The following is a 19,222-nucleotide window of genomic DNA, read 5'->3' on the forward strand; positions in this document are numbered from 1 at the left end:
TCTGCATGAGTTTTTCATCCGCGTTCGGGCTCCACTTGACTGTAAAATACACGGTGTCGCCTCTCTCAAAAGGATGCAGGGAACCGTCCGGGTTCTTACACAGCACGGTAAAGGTTTCGCTGTCGCCTCGAATCATACTCATATTTCTTCCGGAAATCTGCATGCAGCATCCCCCCTATAGAATCTTATATTTCGGCCGATCCTCTCCAAACCACCAGTGGCGCAGCCAGTCGTCGAGCACGATAGCGGGAAGCGAGAGCAGGAACCAACCGCAGGAAAACAGCAGGCTGATTTGTCCCAACAGGTTGTAAGGCATATCGGAGTAGTTCCAAATATCAAGCCTCATCCATACGTTGAGTACCATGCCCACCAAAAACTCCGCCGCAGTTACGATCGCCGCCGCAAGGAGCATTTGGGAAGTGAGCGCCATTTCCCACGGATATCGTTCGTTGAGCAGACCGATCAGCAGGAAGCAAATGCCGCCTACAAGCACCATCGTCCAGTGTGTCCTCCCACGGAAAAGCAGCTCTACGCCGCAATACATGCCGCCTCCCGCCGTCGCGAGGACGGCCGCCTTAAACGTTCCCCACAGCGGTTCCGTAGTTAATAACAACATCTGCCACTTCTTCCTTCGTTCCCGCCGCATAAATTGCCTCCTTGACCTGTTCCTGATATCTCAGAGATGGGTATACGTACTGCGCAATCGCCAGCGACAGCGCGGAGAATTCCTTCGGGTCCCATGCCGTGCAGGCGGATTTGGTGCTGTGCCACTCCAATACTGCTTCCTGTCCGGCGGCAACCGCCGTCTGGTATTGCATGAGGTTGAGCGCCATTTCCTGCTGGTCCTCCAGCGTGACGCCGTACCGCTTTCCGTCCGCCCACGTGAGGGGGTGCGACGCCAGCCACTCGGCCAGCGCCTCCTTGTTTTCGCCCTGCTTTCGAGCCTGCCACCCGGCCAGCGTGGTCGGCTCGGGCGGAATTAAAAGCTGGAGTTGTTCACGCATGGCAGTAATCTCGCTGCGGCGGAAGAGCGTCACCGAATATCCCTTCCCGTCATAGCCGATGTGGTCGAGTTCATATCCGCCCAGCTCGTTCACCTTTTCCCACGATCCGCCGTCTACAGATTCGAATATCTCGATCGTAACACGCCCGGAGAACATCTCCTTCAGGTGATCAAATCCGGCTTCCCTCCCAAGGCGGATTACCACCCCCAACCGCTTGACTCCATCCAGATACCCGGTTTCTTCCGCCACCGAGATCACAGGCAGTTCGTGACTTCCAACTACGATTTTTTCCATCATGATTCCTCCTAAAATACGTTGTCATAGGTGTCAGCCGGATATGTACTCGTCATCGCTTCTCCCTTAGTGTTTACCCATGTGTACGTCAGGTCAAATACCAGCCCCTCCGGGATATCATCCGATTGCCAGATACGATAGATGTGCCAGTGGGGGGAATACTGAACCCCCCAACCGATATCGTCAGCTAAAGACTCCAGCGACAGCGCCCAATGCTTCGTCACGCTTTTGCGCAGGTCCGCGCATATGACTACGGTACCCCCTTGCATCGTCAAGCTCCTGTTGAACCAAGTCGTGTAATAGAGGTTTTTGTTGGTAGTCCAGCCGGTTCCTGAGTTGCTGCCTATATAATGCGCGGGGGAAGTAAAACTTAAATCTTTGAGTACCGTTCCGTTGGGGGCGCTCTTTGCTTTGAAGTGTGCCATACCGTAAGTCCTTTCCAGGTAGAGCTCCATGCACAGGTAATTGCAATCCCAGTCGCACGCCTCAAAATCCACCTGCGCAATCTTGGTGGGTTTCTGCCCGTAATTATTCTGGACGAACTTCTGAGGGTAAAGAATGATTTCCGTGCCCGCATCCCATCCTCCGCAGGTGTACCCTTGGCTGTAGGTATAGTTTCCGCTTTGGGAGGCAATAGGAACGTCTTTTACGCCCCGGTTGTAGAGCTCCAGTGCCGAAGAATGGTACTGCCGCAGCACTCCGTCAATCCGGTCATATCCCTTGGATACCTCCCGCAGGGTTCCGCCCATGCTGTCGTAAATCCTGCTGACGGGCCGCAGCACCCCATCGATCTTGTCATAAGCGGGCATTCGATCACCTCATTTATAAACATGCAGCACGTCTCCGTCGTTGATGGTGACGTTGGTATCCGTCGCACAGACGATATTTCGCACCCGTGCCGTCGTGTAATCCGCCCCGCCAGCGGCAACCAGCGTCCCCGTCATCGCGCCGCCAGCTTTCGGGAGCGCCGCGTCCGCCGTCGCCTTGACCGCGTTCAGCGCGGTTATCGTGGCTTTGCCGTTCCATGCCGTGCGTTCCGCTCCCGTGATGTGCACCGTGGTATCTGCAACGTGTGCGGCGATCTGCTGGGCGTGGCCTTCAACGTGGTCCTCTATCTCTTTTGTCTTTCCGTCTACCGCTTCAAACTTTTCGTTTGCCGCCGCAAAGCGGTCATTCATGCCCTTTCTGCTTACGGCATCGGTACCGTTATAAAGCTGTATTACATCAGCCAATCCATTCACCTCGCTCAAATTCGTCCCAAACCAGGGATCTTGCGTCCAGCTCATCCCAAACCAGGTCGAGCGAATCCAGTTCGTTCCACACTAAATACCGATAAGATATTTCCACGATCAGGTTCGCCGGTATCATTTCGTATACCGTGGAATACAGCGGGTTCAAATCCGGCTGTCGGCTCTCGCCGCGGTACCACACCCGCAGGGTGTAGTCCTCGCCGAGCACAACGTCCACCTCCAGCCCCATGTAAGCCTCCGCGACCGCCTTGAAGGATTGCAGGTTGATCGGCGGCTTCGACATCAGCTTGGCCCGCAAAGCCTCCCGTCGCGCCTGCAAACTGCTGTTGAGCGGGGAGGTGACGCCGAGAATCCGCTCCCACCGTGCGACGCCGGATTCGTCCGCCAGAGTTACGCTTTTGTTGGTCACGCACGCCTTGATGCGGTCGAGCACCTTGTCAAGCTGGATATTGACGCCGTTGGAAATCACCTTGATTTCAAGGAGTTCCCGCCAGTCATCCGGCAGAAGATGCAGATAATCGGAGGAATCCCCGTAAAACATCAGGAAACCACCTCCGTCACCGTAATCGTCCCCACCGTGGGCACCTGGTAGTTTTCGAAGGTTTTGACCAGCGCGATATTTGCCGCCGCACCGTTCATCGTAACCTCTCCGACGTCGAGGATGCTTTCATGGCAGCCGAGGATAGCGGCTACCAGCTTGGCGTGGAACACCGTCTGGTCGGTGAACCCCACGTCTTCCACATAGTTCCGCACCGTATTCTCCACCACCGGCCGGACGATCTCGAAACTTGCGCCGGTTTTGAGCCGCAGCGGCGCCGCAACATTCACCGGGAGATCTGTTGAGGTGCCAACCGTGACCGTATGCCAGATCGGCGCGATGCCGTCACCGTTGACGCCCATGAGGGCCTGCACCTTGTTGACCAATTCCTGTGAAGCACGGTTGCCCTGTTCGTCGCCGATCACGAGCCCCACCCGTCCGGGGCCCATCGTCGGGGCGGCGAATACCTGTACGGCCCCGACGCCCTCCACCTCCAGGGTTTTCTGTTCGTAGTCCGAAATGTTCCCGCCGTAGGGAGAGCGCCGCACGGTTGCGTAGAACCGGGCGCGCAGCGCGTCGTCCGTCTCGGTGTCCCGGGCGGCAATGACGGGCTCCGGATCAAGGACGGCGGATCCGAGGCCGTTGAGATTGTCGACCGGAAGCAGCTCCCCCGAATAGAGGTTGCCCTGCGACCCCGCCTGCTCACACTGCGCGTGGTATTCTCCGGGATTCTTCTTTTCACTCAAAGCGAACGTGAGGGAGTTGATGGCAAAGCGGGTGCCGATGGGGAAATCCGCCGGCTGGCCGTCGGTGCCCGTGAGGATGATCTTGCGCAGCGCGTAGGTGGCCTGCTCGCGGGCAACCCCGAAGTCGTACACCACACGGTCAAGCCAGTCGCCCGTGGAGGTGTCCGCGAAAAGCAGGTCGAAGAGGTAGCCGATCATGTAATTCTGCTGGGCAAGCAGCAGCGCCGAGGGCGCCAGCGCGGTATAGATCACGCTGCCCTCCCGCTTGTCCAGCGTGTCGGGGACGGCTTCCAGCATCTCCCGCAGGATGGATTGATACTCATAGTTTTCAGCCAAGCGGCACACTCCTTTCAATGGAGGCTTCCCCGAAGGCGGTCACCGCCGTAAGGGATACGCGGGCGATTTCACCCCCGAACGTCAGCGCGAAATCTTTGACCCCGGTGATGCGGTCATCCTCGAGCAGGGCGTCGGTGATCCGCCGCTCAATGTCCGCCTCGACGTAGGCGGGCCGCCGCTCACCGATCAGCTCGTCCAGCTCCACACCGTAATCGGAAGAAAAGATTTGCCACTGAAAGCGTTCGGTGATCAGGATCAGCTCGATGGACTGCCGCACCGCATTGAGACCGTCGATCGTTCCCTCGATGCGCCCGTCATGGATGCGGTAGGTCCTGGAGGGCGCGGACGCCGTCCCCTCCGGGTAGGTTTTCAATACGCTCATACACCGGTCACCTCGTCAATGATGGAGTATTTGTTTGCGCCGCGCTTCTGCACGACGGCCACCCGCGCGCCGGGGGCGAGGCCGGTTTTGATGGTCACCGGCGCATCGGTGAGCTTGAGCCGCTTTACCTCCACCTTTTTGCCGTTTTCATCCTTTGCCTGGATCTCTTCCAGCCCTTCGGAGAGGTCGCAGGAGAGCAGGCCGGTGATCGTCTGGAGATGCAGGGGGATGTCCACCATATCGAGAGGGACGGGGATGGGGCGATTGTCAATGACCAGCGAACCACCTGTGTAGGTGGCATATACCACATCGGAAATTTTTTCGTTATCCAGATAGTTCTTGACGATCCCCTTAAACGCCTTTGTCAGCTGTGCGAATTCTGCATCCATCGCGGCCACCTCCCAAATATCAGATTGAGTGTCATCTTATAGGGGCTTCCGAATTCATGTGTCGCGGTGTCCACAATCGCCCACAGGTCGATTCCCGTGTCTTTCAGTACCGCGCGCACCCCGTTCCCCGCCATCACGCGAGTGTCGCCGAGGCACTCCACCTTGAGGGTCTCGGTCTCGCGGTCCCTGATCTGGAGAAGGAGCTGCGCCAATTCCGCGAGCTGCGCCTCGTTGTAGTTCGCCGTCACCTTCTCATAGAGCGTCAGCTTGCCCCACTCGGCGATGGAGACGCCGTCCTGGGCTTCGTAGGTGTATCGGGTGCCGATATCCTTCCGGTCCTTCGCCACCTTGATGTGGTTGTAAGTGTCCTCGTCGATGGACTTCACATACTCAAAATCTGTGGCAAGGCTTCTGTCGCCGATGATGAGCGGCAGCCGCAGGTCAATGGTGTCCCGCAGATCGAGCGCGCCGAAGTTGTCGCGCAGGGTGTATTGGTACCCATTCCCGTAGAGGTTTTCCTGTATCGACTGGTAAAGCATGTCGAGATAGGTCTGGTTGTCAAACAGGTAGCGCGGCAGCGGGTATTCGGTGCTGTCCACCTGCCCGAGGCGGATTCGGTCCCCATGCGTGGCCCCGACACGGTTAAGAAAGCTGTCCAGCGGTTCCACCTCGCGCAGGATGCTGTTTTTCGCCTTGAGGTACCGCAGCTGGTCGTAGCAGGTACACTTGAACTTGTCGCGGGTCTGCGAGGTCTTGAAGAGCCAGCCGTAAAAGACGTTGGAGCCCTCATATGAAAACGTCACGGTGCAGCCGTTCGGATACATTTTTCCTTTCCCCGCCGCATACTCGAAGGTAAGCGTTCCGGGGCCGTTGTTCCACAGCGAAACGTATCGGGCGTTTTCGGCGATCTGTGTGATGTCGGCTCCGTCGACAAGAAGCATGAAAATCACCTCTTTCCTTTCAAAGCGGGCTGTGGTATAATCAAATCCACAGATGGGAGGCGGGAATATGCTGGACCAAAACGACATCCAGATGATCGCGCAGCTGCTGGAGCAGCAGGAGAAAAAGATCATCAATCAGATGAACGCCATCATTGAAACGAAGGTAACGCCGCAGATACAGTTGATCGCGGAACAGCATGGCGATATCATCGCCCGTCTCGACAAGGTGGACCAGATCGACGACCATACCGATCGTATCCGCACTCTGGAACGGGTCACCGCGGCGCATACCGCCGAGATAAAGGAATTGAAGAAAGCGCAGTGAACGAAAGCCGTCCGAAAGGGCGGCTTTTTATTGTAAATGTTTTCCTGCCGTGTTATGATGTGGGCAGGAGGGATGCCTGTGAAATCGAGGCTTCGCAAGAAAATACATACCAAGTATATTGAGGATGTCGTCTGCGAGATCAGCCAGGCAAACGAGTGGCGCCAAGCCCTTTTTTCGTCACCTGCCGGTCAATCGCACGAGATTTCAAGGCGATCTGAAATACCGCTTCCGGCACCGCTCGAAGGAATCTTTAAGCGGTACCCTTTAACCTATTTCGTTGGCGTGTTTCCTTCCGATAACATGGTTGTATTTGAGTTTTCGCCGAAGTCCTTCCCAGAAGTAAAACGGTGGTCTTGCAACCGGGCACCGGTAAATGGTGAGCTCATTTGATTCGGAGGGGATGTCTTGAAAAATCGCACAATTGCAAGGATCCTGAGACATTGGGGGAAACTCCTATTCCTGCTTTCACCGATTTCTCTGATTGCCGGTTTCGGAGCGATTTCCAAGCCCCTTATCACTCCCGTCTTGGGCTTCCTGATAGTGTTTTCGAGCCTGAGCATTTTGGTTACAGGGTTTGCTTTTCTGGCCATATCAAGAATTCTTCTAATAGTTAATTTCCTAGGTGAAGATAAGACCGACAGCGAAGACTTTTGCGATGAAATGGATGAAGATAACGATGCTTGAAGATTAGATGCCGCGCTATTATGAAAGCTGGGGGTGTGGAACATGGCAACTTGTGAAAAATGCGGACGTGCGCTTGATGACGAGTATGCAAAGGAATGGCATTGGTGCACCGAGTGCCGTGCCGAAGCTGGTTCCGCGCCGTTTGGCAACTGTGAAATTTGCGGGAAAGCCCTCTATGAAAATGAAAAGGGCGGAATATGTTCTACTTGCCTGCAAAACGCTGAAGAACTATACGAGTCTGAGCGCGCCGCCTTTTTGCCAGAGGAAAAACACCGGACGAATAGCGGCAAGGGCTGCGCGGTCATTCTCGCTGTAGGATTATTGGCTATCATAATATTTGCGTGTCTTTCAGCGGCTTTGCCGAGAGGTGCACACGAGAACTCCACCACATCAACTCCGGCATCCTCCGCCACTTCAAACGCTGCTCCTTCAAAATCTGTTTATGAAATCGAGAGGGATGCCGACTTTGATGATGCCAGATCGTATACTATGGATGCAATTAGGGCCGTCTCTTCGCGCCCCGAATCCGTAAATATTTCAGACCACAATAAGAATAAATTTCGCGGCGGCGGTGTTTTCTTTCATGATTATGGGCAGGTGACATTTACCGACTCCGCAGGGAGCGAGCGTGATGAGCCCTACGAACATACTTACGTTACGAACGGAAACGACTATGTAAGTTGTTATTTAAAAATCGGTGATACCGTAATGTACGACTATACAAATTTTATAGATCCAGACACGGGGATTATTATCTCTGCATCGTACTCTATCGACGGTCGTTCATTCGGCGAGCCTATAATTGAAGGTAAAATATCGTCGTCAAAAGATTGGAGCCCTACCTCGCCAAAAAACGACGGAAAGATTCCTGAAGAAAAATATAGCAAAGTTAAATACGATGTAGAAATCGCATTTATTCAGGATGTCCAAGAGCTTGTGCCAACAATTACGGGGAAAATGAAATTCGATTACCAGTCGTACAAATTCTTGGACATGGGGGACAATGTCTTGGCAGTTTCGATCGATTTCACATCCGAAAATGCTTTTGGCGTTGAATTGAAATATACGGCTACTGCGGCCTATGATTACGATGACGAAAACTATGCAATTACCTTGATGGTGTTGGGCGTTGATGATCAAGTTTATTATCCGGCCAGCTGATCCAGGGTTAAACTTTATCTCCAAACAAAAACTTTTTGATGGCATCTCCCATAGCTGAAAACGTTTCGTCAGCCCTGCTGGATTTATTATTCACTTGAGTTTGATGATCCCGTTGAGCTCTTGTTTTATCGTTGCCACCTGCCGTCCCATTGCGAGCATTCGCCAGATCCGTCTTTGTCATCCCCGGTTCGTAATCATTGTTGGGGAATACAGTCACAGTCTTCTTTGTGGGAACGATATTGGGGTTGTTGGTCTGGTGCATAATCCCTTTTTCGTCCGTCCAGCAATAGTTTATGGCCGGCGGCGGCTTCCCTTGTTGGGCCGCGTCGTTGCCCCGCTTTACCGCATCCTCTCCCACGTCTGACGGCTTATCAAACGTCATTGTCTTTGGCATCTCCGGGATTTTCCCCGGCCGGGTAATGGCAGGCACCCCCGTGGTTCGCACCACAGGCTTCCGGTACTCGGTCAGCTTGACCGTCACGTCGTACACTCCCGCGCACGTCTCCGTGGCGTTCACGTCGGTGACGTAGGCCAGCACGGAGGTCTTGTCGTACCCGTTGGTCATTATAAGGCGCTCGGGGTCGTCCGAGCCCATCATGCTTTTCAGATCGGCTATCAGCTCGTGCGCGGGTTCCCACCCGGCGAGCCGGTAGTCGTTTTTTTCTGTCCACTGGCCCTTGACCGTCCATCCCCGCAGCTTCCTGTCGTCGGGGGTGGGGTACTCCCCAAACCCGAGCCCGTTATGGACGGTCACTGGACGGGCAAGGGCCACGTCAACCTTCTCCGCCCCGTAGAGTGTGAGCGGCCCGAAATATACCTTGTAGCTCATCAGTACACCCCTTCCGCGTAGGCTTCGCCCGCCTCGGTCAAGCCCTCCGCCAGCACTGGGAGGACCTCTCGAATATCCGCCGTTTTCTCGATGGTCTGCCCGTAGATGTTGACCTGCGGAGCCAGCATCGCCGTGGAGAACTGGGCGTAAAATTTCTGGCTGGCGGCGTCCAGCAGGTACCGCATATTCTCCTTTTCGATTTCCACCTCGCCGGTCACCTTGATCGGGTCGGTATTGGTGATGTGCGCGTCGATGTCTGCGGTACCCGCAAGTCCCGCGCTCAGTTGATTCTTGATATCCGCGATACTCTGCTTTGTCTCGGTATCCACGCTCTTGGTGACGGCGGAAATCGCGGCGGCGCTGCCGATAAACGCGGCGAGCGCGGCGGCGGCCTTAACCCATCCACCTGTGAGGATTCCAGTCGTGATACCGAGGATCTGCGTCGTCGTGTTCACGACCTTCATGACGCCGTTGTAGATGATCAGCGCGGTCATGACGCCCACCAGCGTCGGCGCAATCCAGTTTAGGTTTTCGACGACCCACGCAATCCCGTTCCCGACGAGCTCCATACCGTTCACCATCACGTTGATGAACGGCTGAAACTTCCCGGCCTCCATATCCGCGTTCAGGCGCTGCATAACGCCGGCAAGGCTCTCCATAACCGGGGTCGCTTCCTCCCCGATGGCCGTTTTGAGATTTGAGGTAAAGACGTTCGTCTGTGTGGTCAGGCCGGTGAAGTTCCGGTCCACAACCTCCTGCGTCGCACCGAACTTGTCGAGGAAACCGCTGATGTAGTCGAAGGCGCCCTGTATGTCGCCGGCTCCCGTCAGCTTGCGGATATAATCGCCGCTGATACCGGTAATGCCGTACACTCCGCGCGCGGACACAACGTCCCCTGCAAGCAGCTCTTTGAGGGAGAATACCGCCTGCTGCGCGCCCTTGGTCGGGTCCTTCGCGTACAGGCGCTCGATCATCTTGATGAACTGCTCGATCTGGTTGATGTCACGGGTGACGGTCAGCGCGGAAGTGACGCCTTTGGCGACATCCTCGCGGCCCAGCGCGGACACCTCGGCATACCGGCTCACATAATCGTAGAGCTGTGAACCGATCCTGTCGCTGTGCGTCAGCGCCTGGAAGGTCGTCTCCTGAACCTTCTGGAGGGCCGAGAGGTTGACCGCGGCGAACATCCCTTCCAGGGCCTTTTTCCCGAGGTAAGCCACGGACACCAGTCCGCCGATCTTTGCCGCGAGCCCGCTGACGCCCGTTCCGGCGTTGTCGGCGGAACTTCGGAGGCCGTCCAGCCGCTTCTTGAAAACTTCAGTCGCTTTGTCCGCAAGCTCCTGCTTGCGGGCGAACTCATCCTGTGAATGCAGGATTTTCGTAAGCGCCGCCGTATACCTGTCGTTTAGAGCGAACACCGCCTGCAGGGTCTGAGCCATGGTATCACCTCGGTTTCATTTGGTCTTTCATGTGCTTGGCCGCTACGGCGTCGCTCGCAATGATAAACTGCCGGTCCTTTACCGGCAGGGCCATAAAGTCGCGCGGAAGAATGTTGTGATTCTGCAGGGCGAGGTGGGCGTACAGGTAGTACCCGTCCTCGCCCTGCTCGATCAGTTTTTTATCTCTTCCACTCCTTCGGTGAAGGTGACGTCCACGCCTGAAAACTCGGTGTATGCGCCGAGAATCGCCGACAACTCCGCGCTGGTCGTCATCGCGACTAGCGCGTCGGCGGGCGACAGAACTGGGCGCCCTGCCTTCTTGGAGAGCTTGTCCTGGAAATCCGCGTTGTGGAGGTCGGGCACGACGAGCGCTTCGGCCGCGTAGGCGATCAGGGCGTCGGCGCCGTCCAGCTTCTTGTCTCCCTGCATCCGGCGAAGGATTTCCCGGTCCTCCTCCGCGCTGAGCAGGCGCATCTCGAATTCGTCGGGGTATGGGGAGAGCTTAAAGCGGATATTGGGCTTGCGTTCGGGGTTTAGGAAGCTGTCAAAGCTGTTCATGCGATCACTCCTTGTAGGATTCAATGGTCTGGAAGTCGTCCGCCGTCAGGTCGCTGTCGAAGGTGGTCGCCGTATCCCCGGAGTCGTCCAGCGTGACCAGACCGATATTTTTGAGGATGACGCCGGTGGCGAGAATCTCCTGCCGGCCGATGCCCGACACACTCGCATAGGCCTGAATCGTGATATCCGGGTAATCCGCGCCGCCGTTTTTCCAGTCCTCAATGGCCTTTACGAGCGCGCTGGTACAGTTGTAGTAGGTGATGCTGCCGGTGATGTTCCCGCCGCGCGCCGCGTGCTGCGTCATGCGCTCCTGCAGGAACCGCTTTTCATCGGGGATCGTTTCAAAGTTGATGTTCATTTTGGATACCAGAAAGGCTTCATAGCGGCGCCCGTCCACCATCAGGTAGGCCTTCCCGTCATGCCCGGTCGGGATGTCGGAAAGCCGCCGTGTCCTTGCCAATGCCATCTGAATCCCTCCTTACTGCGACACAACGGTCACATAGATTTTGTCGATCGCGTCGTTGGGCTTGATGCCGACCTTGACGTCGATCGCGTCGCGCTCGTTTCCGAGCTTTACGGAGATGTCGTCGGCTGAGAAGCCCTGCGGGTCCTCGTCGCTCCTGCGGGCGATGTATCCCCGGTCGACGTATTCCTCCGCCGTCATCTTGGCGATCATGCCCTTGACGAGGTTCCGCCCCTCCACGCTGTTGCGGATGCCGTTCCGGGTCCCCCGGTAACCAATTACCTTCTCCTCCAGCAGGAGCTGCAGGTCCTTGGCGTACTTGTCGTGCGTGCGCACCACGAGGCCCTTGTGCCAGTCTTTGGGGCGGGCGCTCGTATGGGTCGTCAGGCTGTTGATGTCGTAAAGCACCTTGACGGCGCCGTTCCGGAGCCCAAACAGGATTTCGCCCGCCTGCGTGCGCGCCTTCTGCTGCTCGATGGTCAGCCGTGTGGAGACGTCGATCCAACCGGCCACGTCGTCGAAGTTGGTGGCGCTGTCCGAGATGCCGCACCGGGAAAGAATCCCCGCCATGGTGGCGCACGCCTCGGCGGGGGTCAGCTCGTAATCAGCGGTTTTGCCGCCGACCGTGCTGTGGTAGACCGCCTCGTTGTCCGTGGCCGTCACGCTCTGGACAAGCTGGATCATGTCGCACACCTCGGGGTCGCGCCTCTCCTTGACGTATCCCACGAGCTTCTGCACGTCCTCCGCGCTGGTCCCGGTGTAGGCGATCAGGTTGTATTCGTGCAGCGGCAGCCCCGCGATGAAGCTGTCGATGCTCTTGGCGTCCCCGTCCGCGCCTCCCGTGAGCTTCACGGTCTTTGCCGCGAGCGCGCCCTCGCCCTCAAGCGTGATCAGGCCGTTCGCGGTGAAGCCCACGGCCGAGGTCACCGTCTGGCTGTCCATCTCCACGGTGTCCAGATAGGTCTTTACCATCCAGCCGTCCCCGGCCGCCTCGACGATCACCGAGAGGTCGTTCCCGCGCGCGCCGCCGTACATAGCCTTCGCCGTCAGGCCGGAGGAGATCGTCCCCGTTGCCTGCGTCCCTGTGTTGAGGCGGTAGAGGATGAGCCTGTTTGCATGGTTGAGCACTTCGTTTACGAGCTTGAGCGCGGGGTCGGACCGGCGGTAGCCGAGGGATACCCGCGTGTCGTCCGACGGGGACAGTTCTGTCACCTTCGCGCCCCAGGGGAGCGTCAGCGGCATGGCCACCACCCCGGTGACGCCCTGCTGCGCGGCGCGTTCTCCGGCCACGGTTTCCACGCTTACGCCGGGGAGCACTCGTTCGATCATATTGTCACTTCCTTCTTTGCTTTTTCGATATACGGGTCGTCCGGCACCGTCTGCTCCAGCGCCCGAACAATCCCCGTGATGTGGGCTACGCGGTCCGTAACGGCCCCGTTCTTGCGGTAGACCACGTACTCTTCATCCTCCCATGGGAGCCGGTGCAGGCCGCTGTTGAGGGCGTACAGCGCGCCCCGCAGCTCTGTGTCGGACCGGCTGTCCGCGGGCCAGTAGACGAGGTCGAAGCCGAACGTATACTCCGAGAGATCGTCCAGCTTCTGCGCGTTGTGGATCTCGTAGAACCCGACGAAGAGCGCGGGCAGCTTGGCATCCTGCCGGATGGGGCCGGTGTAGACCGCCGCCTCCGGCAGCAGCCCTGCGGCCGCCTCCGCGAGCGCAAGCAGCACGCGGTCGGGGATGGTCAGGGTTCTCGCCGCGAGTTTTTTCTTCAGCGCGGCGTCCGGTTTTACATTCACGTTCATGTCAGAACCCCGTTTCCCGTTTGATGCGGTCGATCTCGGCGTCAAAGAGCGCCGGCAGCTGCCGCTCGGCGGCGTTCACGCCTTTCTCAAGCATGAACCGCCCCTCGACCCAACCGGTGGTTTCCTTTGCCTTATTGACCGTGCGGTGCCCATAGTTGACGTACTGCCCGTACTCGACGTTGTTGCTGTAGCCCGAGATGTGGGCGTTGCCGACCTTGCGGGTCTTGTCGCGCCTCCAGTTGCGGCGCAGGTGGCCGGTCCTGTAAGGCGTTTCGCGCTTGGTGGCCGCCAGACCGGCGTTCGCCTGAGCGGTTACCACCCTGCGGGCGCTCTCGTCGAAATCCGCCAGCAGGCTGTCGAGCTTGAGGCGGAAGTCCGAAAGCGCTTTCCGGTTTTCCGGAGTCATGAGACCACCACACTTTCCAGAGTCACCGCGAGGCTGAGGGCGCCCCGCAGCGGCGGCCCGGCTGCTCCTCTGATGGTTTGCCCGCGGTGCGTGACGGTGACTGCGTCGCCCTGCCGAAGCTCCGTCTCCGGGGCCAGGTAGAGGGTGTAGCGCACCGTCGAAACCGCTGCCGTGTCCTCACCCGACTGAGGGGGCAGGGTGGTACGGGAGAGGTGGCAGGGCAGGCCCGTGTAAACCCGTATATCCTCTCCCGCGTCGCTGTCAAAGCGGACGATGTCCGCCCGGTCGTCCCGCAGCATGGAGAGCGCGGCGCGCGCACGGGCCGTCACGTCTGCTGGAATTGCCACGGGGACTCCTCCTTTCGGGGATAGGCGCTGCGGTAGCGGTTGAGGTCGGAGGCGTATTCGGAAATGAAACCGTCCGCTGTGGCCCGCGCGGTTTCCGAGGAGACGGCGAAGGTGACCGTGACATCCCCCTCTGCGATACTCCTGACCTCCCCGGCACCGCCGGAAGCCGCCCCTGAATCAGCCGTCTGGATATACGCGCCGCACAGCCGGCAGAAGGTACGGAACAGCCCGTCGGGGATATTGTCCGTATTCAGGTAGCTCATGACCTTCTCGGCCATGTCGTCAATCTGCGCCAGCGCCCTGGGGGAGGGGCCGTCCGGGAGCAGGCCCTCCAGTTCCAGGCGCGCGGCCACCTCCGCCGCCGTAAACATTACGGCTCCTTCCGGGGCGGCTTTTTCGGCGCTTTGGCCTCCAGCTCGGCGGCTTTGGCCTCGAGCTCGGCAATCCGATTTTTCGCCGCCTCCAATTCCTTCAACAGATCGGCGGCGTTCTTTGTCACGCCCCGGCGGAGGATGCCGCCGTCCTCCCCGACAAGGTTGTACCCGTCGGAGAGGTATTTCTCGACCGTTTCGTCCGGCACGGTCAGCAGCCGGTTCGCCCGCTGCACCTTTGCCATTACGCGCTCGCCTCCATGTTGATCTGGATGGCGTCAGCCTTCTTGTTGAGGATGAACACGTCCTCGAAGGATTCCTCGTAGTAGACGTACTTGCCCTCGGAGAGCGCGGACGGCTGGTCGAGCTGGGCGAAGGTGTAGGAAACCGGCGTGATGACCGCCAGCGGGTGGATGAGCAGCATGTTGATCTGCTTGGCCGCAGAGGCGACGCTCCAGCCCGTGGTGAACTCATAAAGGGTCTTCATGAGCTCGGACGGCACGACGGTGATGGACACGGTGTCGATGCTCGAGATCATGCGGTTGACGGCGCTCGCGCCGCCCGTGACGCTGACGGTGCGGTAGAACTCCTTGGCCTGCTTGATGATCGTGTCGATCGCCGGGGTGACGTAGAGGATGCGGCCGGAGAGCGGCACGCGCGCCTCGGTCATCTTCTGCATCAGGGCGTCGAAGACCTGAAAGACGTTTTCCACCGTGATGGCGGTCGTGTCGGCGGTCTTAGACTGGCCGGTCCAGTCCGCGTAGATCTTGGAGATCGTGTAGGCGTCCATCTCCGGGAATTTCTGCTCCTGGTTGTACACCTGGGTGATGTTCTGGATCGTGGTCACCATGCCGGTCTGATCAATGTCCTTGGGATGGACCAGCGTCGACCACTTGCGCTCGTTGGTGAGCACCTTGGGTTCCCAGGCGTTGTTGTAATTGCGGGCAGCGGTTGCGATCGTGTCGCGGTCGGCGTCCACGCGCCCGGTCGTCGAAATGCTGGGAATCTCAATGGTCTTTGCATTGATCCAGCGGTACCGGCCGTTATTGGGGGTGCTGTACAGCGCGCCGAAGTACAGGACGTAGGGGAACGCCTGCGACAGCGCGCGGGAATATTCGGTTGCGTAGTTGAGGGCTGCCATGATCAAATCTCTCCTTTACTCTTTCGGTTTGTCCCTCACGCCCATGAAGTTGAACGCGAAGGCGTCGCTTCCCGCCGGATTTCCGCCGGCGGGGTTGTAGTTCTGCTCGGTCCTGCCGGTTTTGAAGAGGAAGGGCTTCTGTTCCCGCAGGGCGGCGATCTGCTCAGTCAGGCCGGAGACGGTCCCGTCCTCCGCGACCGCGACCTTTCCAAGGTCGAGCGCGGCCATCGTGAGCGCGTCGTCATGGACGTTCTCCTTTGCCACCGCAAGCCTGACGGCCGCGTCCTTCGCCTGCGACTTGATCTTCTCCTGCAGCGCGGCGGTGTCGGCGGCGTGTTTGTCCTTCCACTCCTGCGCGGCTTTCTTGAGCCCCTCCGGGTCGAGCTTTTTGAAGCCGTCAATGGCTTCGTTGGCGGATTTGAGCTGTTCACGGATGCCCGCCAGCTCGGTCTGCGCCGCGTCGAACTTGCCCTTGTCCACGTACTGGCCGGAGGCGAGGTTCGCGAGCTTCACGTCGGCGCTGCCCTTGAGCTTCTCCGCGAGCTGGTCGTAGGTGAGCGCCGCGCCTTCAAAGATACTTTTCAAAAATTCCATGCTGTTCCTTTCTCACCCTCGATTTGATTTGTAAACGCGCGGCCACTCCGCGCCCGGGGCTGCCCTGCATTTAAGCGCCGGCAGGGTGGGCGGATTTTTGGGCATAACAAAAGCGCCCCAGCGTAAACTGGCGCGCTTCGGGCACGATCATTTGGTTATTCCGGCTTACCCTCCCGGGGCTTCTCCGGCAGCTTTCGTTCCGGGCGGTGCCTCCCGCCGTCCTCGTCCAGCTCGAAGATCGTATCCTCCGGGTAATCGTCCAGGGATTCCACTTCGCTGAGCTTCACAATTCTCGGTTCCATATCAATTCTCCTCAAAAGAATATTCCAGCCCAAAAGCCTCAGCCAGAGCTGACACAACTTGGTGTTGGTAGATCCGGTTATATTCCGCCACTGAGATTTCGCCTGCTTCACAGCGCGCCCAGACCTTCGGCTCAATGAGCTGCTCCAGCCGAGCATACTCGGCCTCGATCTTTTCGCGGGTATTGAAGGCGGTATCCCAATGCACGGGTGGCCTCATCCGGTAAACGCCTCCGCTGGTGACAGCCCGCATTTCAGCAAGTCCGCTCACGCGCAGGGTATTGATGTCCGCTGGCGAAAAGGACGTATCTTCGGGGTGGTTGTGTGTTAAAATCCCGCCCCTCATCAGGTCGATTTCGCGGCGAGTAAAGCGCACCGACCGCTCCCCGCCCTTCTTCACAAACAGAGTGGATCCGTCCGGGCCATAGACGATGGCGGTTTCCTTTTTCCCGCGGAGCAGCCGTCCTTCGTCCTGAGAGATTTTGCCCAACTTTTCTTCCACTTCGATTATACCATCCCGGGCGCCGGCGTCAATGAACTTTTCCTTCCACTGCCGATAGGTCATGCCCGACGGCACTTCGATTGCGTTTCCATCTCCGTCCCGGGCAAAGCGCTCCCCCTCCTGCCCGACGCCCTCCACCACCGGTACGGTCGTGCAGCGGCACCAGGGATGCATCGGCGGGTAGTTGATCCCGGGCTTCGCGTCCTTCACCGCAAACTCTTTGCCGTCCAGCTCGCCGCAGGTCTCGCAGGTTTTGGCGTCCAACGCCGCGGTATACTGATACCGGCCGATTTCGTCTTCCCGGTAAGCGTCAAGTGTCGCCTGTTCCGCCACGAACGCCCCCTCCGTGTAGAGCAGGCGGTACGCCTCCTTCGCCTTGACGCCGAACCGGGCCGCGAGCTCGTCCGCGAAGTCCTGCGGCGGTTTGCCGGTGACGAACATCCGGTTTACCAGCTGCTGGATCTGCGGCTTGAGGTCCTCCGACTGCCGCCACAGGCGCGTGGAGAACATCAGGCCGTCGAAGGGGTAGTCGAGCAGCCGCTTGACCGCGGCGTCGTTGATCCGCGCGAACTCCGCGTGGAAACCGGTGTATTGATCGACGTCGAAGAGCGTCCGGTGGTACTGGTCGGAATAGACCTCCACGGCCGTGCCGCCGATCAACTCCCGCTGGCTGATATAAAGCCGCTCGACCACCGCGTCCATCCGGCATTTGAGCGCCTGGAGGCGGGTCACCCGGGCCTGTGCCGAGAGGTTCTCCAGCTCGAGGTTGAAGGTGCTCATGCTGTCGAGCGCCAGTTTGCGGAAAGCCGCGAGGTCGTCCTTGAAATCCCGCAGCTCCGCGAGCGACAGCGCCTTTTGCGCCTCGGAAAGCGACACGGCGTTGTTGCGTGCGTACCGGCCGTAGAACGCGTCGATCTGCGATTGGATTTCCCGGCGCGCTCGCTCAAAGGACTGTGCGAGCGTCTTTTGTGCCTCGACGATGTCCGCCTCGGCCTTTAAAAACCGGTCCTCGCTGCGCTTCTGCCAGTAGTCCCGGGAGTTCACTGGGCATCACCGGCGCCCTTCCGCGGTGGTTCCGGCGTCTCCCAAAGCTCCCGCTGTTTGGCTTCCTCCTCCGCAAGCAGCTTGAGCTCCTCGTCCGGATCGGCCACCAGCGGGTTTGCCCGCGCGATGTTTTTCCTGGAGGTGCAGTCCTTCAGGTTTGCGATGATCTGCGACAGCTCGAGGTCGTCCCGCACCTTGTTGCGCTGCCACGTCTGTTCCACCGGCGTGTCCTCAGAGACGCCCAGATGCTTCAGCAGCAGGCGCAGGAGCTTTCCGAAGCCCACGCGGAATTCCGTCTCCTTCAGGCCGGCTTTGAGTTCGAGGAAGCCGTACAGGTGGTCAATCACCACGCCCTTGACGTTCCCGAGCTTGTCGGGGTTGATCTCCACGCCCTGCCCCTGCTCATAGATCGCCTTGCGCACCAGTTCGGCCAGCGTGTTGCGGGCCTCCACCGGGATATCAATGGACAGCGTGTCAAGGCCGCTCCTTTGGTCCGCCGCGCCCTGCAGGTCGACCACCTTGTAGCGCTTGAGGTCCCCGAGGAACTGGTCGAGATCCTGCCCGCCGTAATTTTGCAGCACGAAGATTAGCTGCTGGATGTCCTCGATGTCGTTGATATATCCGGAGATCACCTTGTCATAAACGTCGATGAGTCCTTTGACCGGTTTGAGATCGTTTTGGTGGAGGTTGTTATTGGGGAACTCGATGAAAGGGACCGTACCCCAGCCGTGCCGGAAAACATTGGACTCCGTTTCGGCGCCCGCGTCCACGTCCAGAATGGAAAAGCAGTTGTAGGGTTCAAACTCTTCCGGCAGCGTGGCCGTCGCCCGGTAGGCATAGCAGGCGTCGGCTGTCCAGTATTCACATACGGTCCACCGGCCTCCGCTGTCGTCCATGTCCTCATAACGGCGCAGGACGGCGAGCAGTTCCCGGTCGAGCGTCCTGGCGTAGACCGGGATGATCTGCCGTGCGTCCACCGGCCAGTAGCGGAACCTTCCCGCCGCGTCCTTCCAGACGTGGAGCCATGCGGTCGTGCTGTTGGAGGCGTCCACTGAAAGGGACTGGCAGACCTTGTTCCACTGCTCTCCCAGAGTGGATTTGATCTTGTCGTTCAGCCCCTTCTCCCCGGTGTCGAACGTCGGGGGATAGGTAAACAGGTAGGCGGCCTCCTGGTTGACCAACACGGGATAAAACCCGTGAGAGATCCGGTTGTCCGCGCGGCGAAGGGGATTCCCGGCATCCTCTCCGGGATAGTGGTAGGTGTTGATGGCGTTGTCGCAGCCGTAGTATTCCCACGCCTCATTTATCGTCTTCACGAAGGCGTTGTGCTTCTCCAGACGGCTTCGCAGCAGCTTTTTGAGTACCTCGATGTCCAAT

At 58.6% G+C, this 19,222-nt stretch carries 28 protein-coding genes; 4 read left to right on the forward strand and 24 right to left on the reverse strand.

Annotated elements, in window-relative coordinates:
* Positions 1-175 precede the first annotated feature (175 nt).
* From ACZO3G_RS03170 to ACZO3G_RS03210, 9 genes are read right to left on the reverse strand one after another with little or no spacing between them, the layout of a single operon-like run.
* Entirely contained in the window at positions 176-616 is a 441-nt protein-coding gene (locus ACZO3G_RS03170; RefSeq protein ID WP_276870436.1) for a putative ABC transporter permease, read from the reverse strand.
* Positions 576-1,298 (reverse strand): hypothetical protein, encoded by a 723-nt coding sequence (locus ACZO3G_RS03175; protein ID WP_276870440.1) that lies wholly within the window; start codon positions 1,296-1,298, stop codon positions 576-578. Before ACZO3G_RS03175 ends, ACZO3G_RS03170 begins: the two co-directional genes overlap by 41 nt.
* Before the next feature lie 11 nt (positions 1,299-1,309).
* On the reverse strand, positions 1,310-2,107 hold the full coding sequence (locus tag ACZO3G_RS03180; RefSeq protein ID WP_276870441.1) for a hypothetical protein: 798 nt from the start codon (positions 2,105-2,107) through the stop codon (positions 1,310-1,312).
* A gap of 9 nt (positions 2,108-2,116) precedes the next feature.
* Complete coding sequence (locus ACZO3G_RS03185) at positions 2,117-2,530, reverse strand: hypothetical protein (protein WP_276870443.1); 414 nt, start codon at positions 2,528-2,530, stop codon at positions 2,117-2,119.
* Complete coding sequence (locus ACZO3G_RS03190; RefSeq protein ID WP_276870446.1) at positions 2,523-3,089, reverse strand: putative phage tail protein; 567 nt, start codon at positions 3,087-3,089, stop codon at positions 2,523-2,525. Before ACZO3G_RS03190 ends, ACZO3G_RS03185 begins: the two co-directional genes overlap by 8 nt.
* Positions 3,089-4,168 carry a baseplate J/gp47 family protein gene (locus tag ACZO3G_RS03195; RefSeq protein ID WP_276870450.1) on the reverse strand — a complete coding sequence of 360 codons (1,080 nt, stop codon included), beginning with the start codon at positions 4,166-4,168 and terminating at the stop codon, positions 3,089-3,091. The genes ACZO3G_RS03190 and ACZO3G_RS03195 overlap by 1 nt, the downstream gene beginning before the upstream one ends.
* Complete coding sequence (locus ACZO3G_RS03200) at positions 4,161-4,550, reverse strand: DUF2634 domain-containing protein (RefSeq protein WP_276870452.1); 390 nt, start codon at positions 4,548-4,550, stop codon at positions 4,161-4,163. Before ACZO3G_RS03200 ends, ACZO3G_RS03195 begins: the two co-directional genes overlap by 8 nt.
* Positions 4,547-4,939 (reverse strand): hypothetical protein, encoded by a 393-nt coding sequence (locus tag ACZO3G_RS03205; protein ID WP_276870455.1) that lies wholly within the window; start codon positions 4,937-4,939, stop codon positions 4,547-4,549. Before ACZO3G_RS03205 ends, ACZO3G_RS03200 begins: the two co-directional genes overlap by 4 nt.
* On the reverse strand, positions 4,915-5,880 hold the full coding sequence (locus ACZO3G_RS03210) for an XkdQ/YqbQ family protein (RefSeq protein ID WP_276870458.1): 966 nt from the start codon (positions 5,878-5,880) through the stop codon (positions 4,915-4,917). Before ACZO3G_RS03210 ends, ACZO3G_RS03205 begins: the two co-directional genes overlap by 25 nt.
* 67 nt (positions 5,881-5,947) lie before the next feature.
* Between ACZO3G_RS03210 and ACZO3G_RS03215 the strand changes: the two genes are divergently transcribed.
* The 4 genes from ACZO3G_RS03215 to ACZO3G_RS03230 all read left to right on the forward strand — a co-directional run bounded on the left by ACZO3G_RS03215 (position 5,948) and on the right by ACZO3G_RS03230 (position 8,050).
* Positions 5,948-6,205 (forward strand): hypothetical protein, encoded by a 258-nt coding sequence (locus ACZO3G_RS03215; RefSeq protein WP_276870460.1) that lies wholly within the window; start codon positions 5,948-5,950, stop codon positions 6,203-6,205.
* A 78-nt stretch (positions 6,206-6,283) separates the two neighbouring features.
* Positions 6,284-6,595, forward strand: a complete 312-nt coding sequence (locus tag ACZO3G_RS03220) for a hypothetical protein (protein ID WP_276870463.1) — start codon at positions 6,284-6,286, stop codon at positions 6,593-6,595.
* A gap of 15 nt (positions 6,596-6,610) precedes the next feature.
* The gene (locus ACZO3G_RS03225; protein WP_276870466.1) at positions 6,611-6,889 is read left to right on the forward strand and encodes a hypothetical protein; all 279 of its coding nucleotides are present in this window, start codon (positions 6,611-6,613) and stop codon (positions 6,887-6,889) included.
* Between the two features lie 42 nt (positions 6,890-6,931).
* Positions 6,932-8,050, forward strand: coding sequence for a hypothetical protein (locus ACZO3G_RS03230; protein WP_276870469.1), 1,119 nt, complete (start codon positions 6,932-6,934; stop codon positions 8,048-8,050).
* A gap of 7 nt (positions 8,051-8,057) precedes the next feature.
* Here the strand turns inward: ACZO3G_RS03230 and ACZO3G_RS03235 are convergent, their stop codons facing one another.
* From ACZO3G_RS03235 to ACZO3G_RS03305, 15 genes are all read right to left on the reverse strand, one after another.
* Complete coding sequence (locus ACZO3G_RS03235; protein WP_276870472.1) at positions 8,058-8,879, reverse strand: hypothetical protein; 822 nt, start codon at positions 8,877-8,879, stop codon at positions 8,058-8,060.
* Complete coding sequence (locus tag ACZO3G_RS03240) at positions 8,879-10,318, reverse strand: hypothetical protein (protein ID WP_276870474.1); 1,440 nt, start codon at positions 10,316-10,318, stop codon at positions 8,879-8,881. Before ACZO3G_RS03240 ends, ACZO3G_RS03235 begins: the two co-directional genes overlap by 1 nt.
* Positions 10,319-10,489: 171 nt before the next feature.
* The gene (locus ACZO3G_RS03245; protein ID WP_276870478.1) at positions 10,490-10,876 is read right to left on the reverse strand and encodes a phage tail assembly chaperone; all 387 of its coding nucleotides are present in this window, start codon (positions 10,874-10,876) and stop codon (positions 10,490-10,492) included.
* Between the two features lie 4 nt (positions 10,877-10,880).
* Positions 10,881-11,342, reverse strand: a complete 462-nt coding sequence (locus tag ACZO3G_RS03250; protein ID WP_276870481.1) for a phage tail tube protein — start codon at positions 11,340-11,342, stop codon at positions 10,881-10,883.
* Positions 11,343-11,354: 12 nt separating this feature from the next.
* On the reverse strand, positions 11,355-12,668 hold the full coding sequence (locus ACZO3G_RS03255; RefSeq protein WP_276870483.1) for a phage tail sheath subtilisin-like domain-containing protein: 1,314 nt from the start codon (positions 12,666-12,668) through the stop codon (positions 11,355-11,357).
* Positions 12,665-13,141 carry a phage tail terminator family protein gene (locus tag ACZO3G_RS03260; protein WP_276870485.1) on the reverse strand — a complete coding sequence of 159 codons (477 nt, stop codon included), beginning with the start codon at positions 13,139-13,141 and terminating at the stop codon, positions 12,665-12,667. Before ACZO3G_RS03260 ends, ACZO3G_RS03255 begins: the two co-directional genes overlap by 4 nt.
* 1 nt (position 13,142) lies before the next feature.
* The gene (locus ACZO3G_RS03265; protein ID WP_276870488.1) at positions 13,143-13,547 is read right to left on the reverse strand and encodes an HK97 gp10 family phage protein; all 405 of its coding nucleotides are present in this window, start codon (positions 13,545-13,547) and stop codon (positions 13,143-13,145) included.
* A complete protein-coding gene (locus ACZO3G_RS03270) occupies positions 13,544-13,894 on the reverse strand; it encodes a hypothetical protein (RefSeq protein WP_276870489.1) in 351 nt (116 codons plus the stop codon). Before ACZO3G_RS03270 ends, ACZO3G_RS03265 begins: the two co-directional genes overlap by 4 nt.
* Positions 13,873-14,265 carry a hypothetical protein gene (locus tag ACZO3G_RS03275; protein WP_276870490.1) on the reverse strand — a complete coding sequence of 131 codons (393 nt, stop codon included), beginning with the start codon at positions 14,263-14,265 and terminating at the stop codon, positions 13,873-13,875. Before ACZO3G_RS03275 ends, ACZO3G_RS03270 begins: the two co-directional genes overlap by 22 nt.
* Positions 14,265-14,510 (reverse strand): hypothetical protein, encoded by a 246-nt coding sequence (locus tag ACZO3G_RS03280; protein WP_276870491.1) that lies wholly within the window; start codon positions 14,508-14,510, stop codon positions 14,265-14,267. The genes ACZO3G_RS03275 and ACZO3G_RS03280 overlap by 1 nt, the downstream gene beginning before the upstream one ends.
* Positions 14,510-15,406, reverse strand: coding sequence for a capsid protein (locus ACZO3G_RS03285; protein WP_276870493.1), 897 nt, complete (start codon positions 15,404-15,406; stop codon positions 14,510-14,512). The genes ACZO3G_RS03280 and ACZO3G_RS03285 overlap by 1 nt, the downstream gene beginning before the upstream one ends.
* A 15-nt stretch (positions 15,407-15,421) precedes the next feature.
* Complete coding sequence (locus ACZO3G_RS03290) at positions 15,422-16,000, reverse strand: phage scaffolding protein (protein WP_276870494.1); 579 nt, start codon at positions 15,998-16,000, stop codon at positions 15,422-15,424.
* A gap of 155 nt (positions 16,001-16,155) precedes the next feature.
* Complete coding sequence (locus tag ACZO3G_RS03295; RefSeq protein WP_276870496.1) at positions 16,156-16,302, reverse strand: hypothetical protein; 147 nt, start codon at positions 16,300-16,302, stop codon at positions 16,156-16,158.
* A 1-nt stretch (position 16,303) separates the two neighbouring features.
* Positions 16,304-17,845, reverse strand: a complete 1,542-nt coding sequence (locus tag ACZO3G_RS03300) for a minor capsid protein (protein ID WP_276870498.1) — start codon at positions 17,843-17,845, stop codon at positions 16,304-16,306.
* Complete coding sequence (locus ACZO3G_RS03305; protein WP_276870500.1) at positions 17,842-19,221, reverse strand: phage portal protein; 1,380 nt, start codon at positions 19,219-19,221, stop codon at positions 17,842-17,844. Before ACZO3G_RS03305 ends, ACZO3G_RS03300 begins: the two co-directional genes overlap by 4 nt.
* Position 19,222 lies beyond the last annotated feature (1 nt).

The sequence above is a fragment of the Anaerotruncus sp. genome, assembly GCF_057433415.1.